Source organism: uncultured Methanobrevibacter sp. (assembly GCF_902788255.1).
Classification (GTDB): domain Archaea; phylum Methanobacteriota; class Methanobacteria; order Methanobacteriales; family Methanobacteriaceae; genus Methanocatella.
On the sequence record NZ_CADAJR010000051.1, the window covers coordinates 1 to 7200 of the forward strand.

The window sequence follows — 7200 nt, forward strand, 5'->3', positions numbered from 1 at the left end:
ATGTGTTCAGTAATTATAATAACCAAATCCAAATGATCAATGGATTCAAATGCTGCATCCTTTGCAAAAGGTGCAGGTACAAAAATGATTGATGCGTTTACATCAACATTTTCCTTAGCTTCTTCAATAGAATCAAAAACAGGAACTCCACAAACCTCTTGACCGCCTTTGCCTGGAGTTACTCCTGCTACAATCTTTGTATTGTATTTCATCATCTGTTCAGTATGGAATTGGCCTTGTTTTCCAGTAATTCCTTGTACTAAACATTTTGTATTTTCATTCAATATTATCATATGAACCACAATCGATATTTTAAATAATTTTTAATGTATGTAAATTTAATTAAGTTTAAATCAAGATAATAACTATATAAATTTTATATAAATTATTAATCACTATTATATATAGTTTTTAAATGTTAAATAGTTATTCATTATTTGATTATTAAAAAAATGCTAAAATAACAATTGAAAAAATAGTGAAAAAACTAATGTAATTTTAATTAATGTAACAACTAATTAAATAAGTTTTAAAAATAAAAATATTAAAAATATCAAGTGTTAAATTAATTAAAATGATACTTAACCTAAAATTCTTGTTTTGTTTTCAAATGGTATAGATAAATCTATCATATTTCCATTCATTAATGCAGTTACAGATACCAAGACGCTTCCTGGAAGCACATTACATGCAGTATGCCTCTTTACAAGATAGGTGTTCTTATTTCCTAAAGCTGCTCCAATCATTGCACTTGCTACAACAGCAATCTGTTCCAGTTCATTGACTGAAACAACCACAACAGGATCATCAGTGTCATCAATGGATACATACCCTACTCCTGGAATATCAGTTCTTGTACCTATCTTATCGCTGACTCCGGTGACTGATTTCATTCCACTTGCTGCTTCTATAGCAGAATTAGCCACATCAGCTACAAAAGATTCCCCTCCATAGGTGTCAAATGCCATTATGATTGCATCCTGAAAAGGACCTTCTTCCAGATTTGCTTCTGCATAGGATATGCCTTCTCCAGCATTATCAGGATCTTCAGAGATTCCTGCCACATCACCTAAATCTTCTGCATTGTTTCTTAATATTTCTACAATTCCTGCATTAACTGTTTCCAATAACTCATCTTCAACAAATGCAGTGATTACAACATCATCTCCTGTGATATTTGTTAAAGCTGCCTTTCTTGCTCCCAATTCGAAGAGTTTAGGAATGTCCTTTTCAATGTTTTCAACTAATGAATCGGAAACGGAAACATCATTGCTTGAAATATCTGCACCAATAGCTACAACTTTCATAATATCATTAATATCTTTAGCTTTTATAGTTAATATCTTTAATTATTTATTAAACATTGAAAATTGTATAAAACAGGCTTGAAATCAATTAAGTATTTAATTAAATAAGTTAAATATATTAGTAAATAAAAATTAAAATCAAAAAATAATAAAAATTATGTTTTTTAAATGGGGTAAACAGCGTGTACAGTGAAACTAAAATAGCAATTCCAATTTTCCAAAGGAACAAGGAAGACATCTTGAAAGTTGCTAACGATTGCATAATTAAAGGTGCTGATATTCTTGAGCTTAGAATAGATGGTATGGATAATCCTAACCCTAAGATTGTTAAGGAAATCATAGAAGAGATCAATTTCCCAACAATAGCAACCAATAGAACCTCTAAGGAAGGAGGATCATTTAGAGGAAGCGAAGAGGATAGAATAGCTATTCTTAGAGAATGCTGTGATGTGGCTGATTATGTTGATGTAGAGCTCCAAACAGATAGAGAACTCATTGAATCAATTACAGAAACTGGAGTAACATCCATCATTTCTTACCATAACTTCAAGCAAACTCCTGATTTGGACATATTAATGGACATTGTAATCCAGGAAAAACAGCTTGGAGACATTGCAAAGATAGCAGTTATGCCTAATACATTAGAGGATACATTGACAATTTTACCTTTAATGTCTCACTTCGATAACGTTGTAGCTATTTCCATGGGAGAATTGGGAAGTTATACAAGGGTTATTGCATCTAAATTCAATGCACCATTTACTTTTGCTGTAGTAAATGACAATACAGCACCTGGACAAATAGACATTGATACAATGAAATCATTGATGAACAGTGATTTGATAAATACAGATGATTTGAAATAATAATCCTCATTTACTTTTTTTAATTGATTAACTTAAAAATAGAATATTAATTTTTTTAAACTCTTTTTAAAAATAGATAAAAATGATAAAAAACTAGAAATAATGTTTTAAAAAATAAAATACTTTTTTTAAAAAATAAAAAAAAGAATTAAGAGAAAAAATCTCTTAATTAGACTAATTTTGATTTAATTTCCAATTATTTAACAACTCTTAAAGTTTTAGTAACTTTCTTAGCAGTGTAATACTTGGTTTGATAAGGAGTGAGAACAACTTTGTGTTTTCCTACTTTTTGCTTAATCTTCAAGCTTGCGATTCCTTTCTTATTGGTTTTGATAGTGTAAGTCTTGAATTTTTTGCCAGTGTAGACTCTAACTTTGACCTTTACAGCAGCAAGGACCTTTTTGCTTTTAGTGCTTGTTACCTTAACTTTAAAGTATTTGCCTTTTTTAACTTTTAAAGCTGTAGGAGCAATCTTAATAGGAGATTTGCTAACTTTAATCTGACTTGTTACAGCTTTTGCAGTGTACCCTTTGTCATAATCGCTGACAACAACCTTATAAGTTCCAGGTTTTAAAGTTGCTTTAAATTGAACAAAACCTTTAGCATCACTGACACCGGTATAATTATAGTACTTGTTTTTGGAAATGTAAAGCTTAATGTTCATTGTACCGGAGTGGATTGGCTTATTGGTCTTAGTGTTGATCAATTTGATTTTGAAAACCCTGCCAGATTTATAGTAGGTAGATACTTTTGGAGCTGAAAATTTAGCTGGAGCTGTTTTTACAGTCAAGTATCTTGTAATTTGACCAGACTTATAGTTGTTATCAACAGATTGATAAACGATTTTATGCTTTCCAACAGACAATGGAGTGCTTACGTAAACGTTTCCGTTCTTATTGGTTTTACCGACGAAGTCAGTGTATTTGGAACCTGTGTAAATTCTTACCCAAACATAAGCATTTTCTACTGCCTTACCAGTTTTCTTGTCTTTTAATTTTACTATAGCTGCATAATCAGAGTTATAGTAAATGGTTCTATTGGAAGCGGTTACAGTAGCATCTCTTTGTGTAACATTCAATTTAGCTTTAGCATCACTGCAATTTAAACTATCTCCAGTGGTTTTAAGAGTTAAATTATAGACATTAGCAGTTAAATTCAAGTCTGGGCTGGTATACCATCCAGTTTCATTGGTTACTCCATCTCTAACTGCATTGATATTGGAAGCATTTATCATAAATTGAACATTAGCAAATTTGATTGGTGCATTATACTTGTCAGAGAACAATTGGAAAGTATAATGTAAAAGATTGCCGTATTCACCTGTAAGGTTTTCTGCTATGATTCTTGCATCTATTGGATTAACTGTGATTTCAGTCTTATTGTTTAATTGATAAAATCCGCCAGTTGTGAATGTAGCATTATAAGTGCCCGCAGGAAGGGAAGTGAAATTATAATAAAGGGCTATTGTATCAATATTCACACTCAACATTGTATCATTAAATACAATAATACCATTTTCATCAGTTGTTAAGGTTTTGGAAGTGGATAATGAAGTTCCTCTTTCAGAAATCTGATAGAAGTAGAATCCTGAAATGGTAACGTTTTCATTAGCTATTGGTTGATTATTTCCATCAACTAATTGGAATGTGAAGTTTCCAAATTGGTAATCAGCCTTATCTCCACCATAAACAGGAACTATGAATACTTCCTTGAAAGCAACTAAATTGATTGTTTTGTTGGTTTCATTTAATGTGTCATTTGCATAAATGATCACTAATTGAGCTTTATATAATGTATTGTTGAAATCAATAGGAACAGTTAACTCAATGGAGTAATTTCCTTCTGTACCAGTTAATGTGAAGTTATTATAATCCATTACAACAGTAACATTTTCAGTTCCATTATCATATGTTATAAACAATAATAAATTCTGTGCATCTACTGTTATGTTAGTAACATTGTTAATTGTGGTATTTTCACCGGTTTCCTCATCAGTAACATTTACAATTTGAGAATTGCTTATTGAAAATGGAATTGTAATTGTTTTATTGGAATCATTGACCTTGATTGTATCATTAGCTGTAATGGTATTGTTTTCAACTATGTGCAATTCAAATTCAATTTCGGATTCATTACAATTCTCATTACCTAAATACTTAATGACAATGGTATAACTATCTATTGCTTTTGTGAAATTGGTTAACTTAATACCATTGGTTACATTATTACCGCCAGTAATATTTTTAAAGCCATATTCTATACCATTAACAGTAACATTCAATCTGCTTGCATTGACATTAAGAGTCTTATTGCAATCAATAAGGATTGTGAAAGGAATTATTACATCCTCATCTATTTGAACCTTTGCAGTGGTTGCATTGAATCTTGTACCAGTTTTAGTAATGTTTAAACTAATGATTTTATTAGATTCAGTGTAATTCTTATCTCCAATTGTACTGTTGAGAAATTGGATATTAATTGAATAGTTTCCAACACTCAATTGATTCAAGACAATTTGAGATTCATTGTTTATGCTGAAACCTACAGTAGTATTAAAGTCCCCTTCAGTAGCATTCTTGTAATATACTTTGAAATTACTTGCATTAGTATCATTAATAGGGTTACCTTCATTATCAGTAAGATTGAAATTGATCTTAATGGTATCTCCATAGGAGTATTCCTTATCTTCTGCAGTAATGTTAGTGCTGATGGAATCCGCAACAGGTTCCCCACCATCACCTTCATCTCCGCCTGTTTCAAGCTCATCAGAGACAAAAGTTTGCTCTCCTTGAGATAAGGTTTCAACATCATTTAAATTGTTATCAACATCCACAATCTCACTGACATCATCTATTGACATGTCTTGAGCAATAACATCAGCATCGCTTGCAGCAGATACAGTGCTCATTCCCAATAATAGGAACAATGATATCAATGAAATCAAAAGGACATATGATTTCTTAAATTTCATAAATTTTGTATCCTCCTTACTAAATTTTGAGTCAAATACATAAATTCTTATAAATATCAGAACTTAATTCACATATAATTTAAGTGATTTTCACCCATTTTAGTTTCTATTTTTAGTTTGAATATGAAATATTCACTATAATTATATACATATATAATATTTTTATAATAATATATATCATTTTTGTTTTAATTTAATTAAATTAAGATTTAATATTTTTAAAAAAAAACTTGATATGCAATAATATGCATTTCAACTATTTGAACTTCCAGAATAGATAAAATTATAAGAAATAATGTTATAAATACTATATGCTATAAATAATGTAGACAAACAACGCTTTAATTTATTAGGTGATAAATTGAAAGAATTCAAACTTAAATCTCCATATAAGCCACTTGGTGACCAGCCACAAGCCATTGATTCCCTTGTAAACGGCATTAAGAAGGGATATCATGAACAGACACTATTAGGTGTCACAGGTTCCGGTAAGACATATACAATGGCTAACATCATTGAAAAGGTCCAAAAGCCAACATTGATCATATCACACAACAAGACATTGGCTGCACAATTATACGAGGAATTCAAGGTGTTTTTCCCTGAAAATGCAGTAGAATACTTTGTCAGCTATTATGATTACTACCAGCCAGAAGCTTATGTGCCAAGAACAGACACTTTCATTGACAAAGAGGCGTCAATCAATGAAGAGATAGACATAATGAGGCACTCAGCTACCCAATCACTTCTATCACGTGATGATGTGATTGTAGTGAGCAGTGTAAGCTGCATCTATGGTATCGGTTCACCTGAAGATTATGGGGAATTTGCATTTTCCATCGCTGTAGGAGATATTTACGAACGCAGTGACATCTTAAGAAAGCTTATTTTCATGCAGTATGAGAGAAATGACATTGCATTTGAAAGAGGCCAATTCAGGGTAAGGGGAGATGTGATTGAAATCAATCCTGTTCATGGAACACCTCCAATAAGAATTGAACTCTTTGGTGATGAAATCGATGCAATCAGCTTGATAGACCCAGTAACCGGCAAGAAGGAAGAGCCACTTCAAAGGTACATGATATTTCCAGCAAAGCACTTCGTTGTAGGTGCTGACAGAATGGACCAGGCCTTAAAGGACATCAATGATGAGCTTGAAAGCAGGCTTAGGGAATTGAATCTCAATGGAAAGTATGTTGAAGCCCAAAGATTGGAACAGAGAACCCGTTTTGATATAGAAATGCTTCAGGAAATGGGTTATTGTCCTGGAATTGAAAACTATTCCATGCATTTGTCTGGCAGAAATTGGGGAGATATGCCTTATTCTTTGCTTAAATACTTCCCAGATGACTATTTAACAATCATTGATGAATCCCATGTAACAGTTCCACAGATTAGGGGAATGTACAATGGGGATAGGTCAAGAAAGGAAACCCTTGTGGAATATGGTTTCAGATTGCCTTCTGCAAAGGAAAACAGGCCACTTAGATTTGATGAGTTTGAAGCCATTCAAAACCAGGTACTTTATGTTTCAGCTACTCCTGGACCTTATGAAATGTCCAGAAGCCAAAATGTAGTAGAGCAGATTATCAGGCCAACTGGACTGGTTGACCCTAAAATCACCATCAGACCTGTTCAAGGTCAAGTTGAAGACTTGCTTGGTGAAGTTAGGAAGAAAGTTGCAAAGGACCAAAGGATTCTTGTCACTACACTTACCAAGAGAATGGCAGAGGACTTGACAGATTACTATGCTAAAATCGGAATCAAGGTAAGATACCTTCACTCAGAGATTGATACATTGGAGAGAGTGGAAATCATAGACGATTTAAGACGTGGAGAGTTTGACGTTCTTGTAGGTGTAAACCTGCTTAGGGAAGGGCTTGACCTACCTGAAGTGGGACTTGTAGCTATTTTGGATGCAGATAAAGAAGGATTCCTAAGGTCTGAAACATCTCTCATTCAGACAATCGGAAGAGCTGCAAGGAATGTTGACGGTGAAGTTCTCATGTATGTGGATGACATGACAGATTCAGTAAGGAATGCTGTAGACATCACT

4 protein-coding genes and 1 pseudogene are annotated in these 7200 nt (G+C 32.6%); 2 read left to right on the forward strand and 3 right to left on the reverse strand.

Going from position 1 to position 7200, the window contains the following annotated elements:
- Together QZV03_RS10895 and QZV03_RS10900 are read right to left on the reverse strand one after the other, a co-directional pair.
- Window positions 1-293: pseudogene (locus tag QZV03_RS10895) on the reverse strand (succinate--CoA ligase subunit alpha); the annotation flags it as partial.
- Window positions 294-581: 288 nt separating this feature from the next.
- Entirely contained in the window at window positions 582-1307 is a 726-nt protein-coding gene (locus QZV03_RS10900; RefSeq protein ID WP_296869449.1) for a hypothetical protein, read from the reverse strand.
- A gap of 182 nt (window positions 1308-1489) precedes the next feature.
- Between QZV03_RS10900 and aroD the strand changes: the two genes are divergently transcribed.
- Complete coding sequence (aroD, locus tag QZV03_RS10905; protein ID WP_296869447.1) at window positions 1490-2173, forward strand: type I 3-dehydroquinate dehydratase; 684 nt, start codon at window positions 1490-1492, stop codon at window positions 2171-2173.
- 196 nt (window positions 2174-2369) lie between these two features.
- Here aroD and QZV03_RS10910 read toward each other — a convergent pair whose 3' ends face one another.
- Window positions 2370-5144, reverse strand: a complete 2775-nt coding sequence (locus QZV03_RS10910; RefSeq protein ID WP_296869445.1) for a carboxypeptidase-like regulatory domain-containing protein — start codon at window positions 5142-5144, stop codon at window positions 2370-2372.
- 361 nt (window positions 5145-5505) lie between these two features.
- On the opposite strand from QZV03_RS10910, the gene uvrB reads away from it, so the two are divergent.
- A partial coding sequence (gene uvrB, locus QZV03_RS10915; protein WP_296876730.1) for an excinuclease ABC subunit UvrB occupies window positions 5506-7200 on the forward strand: 1695 nt, incomplete at its 3' end.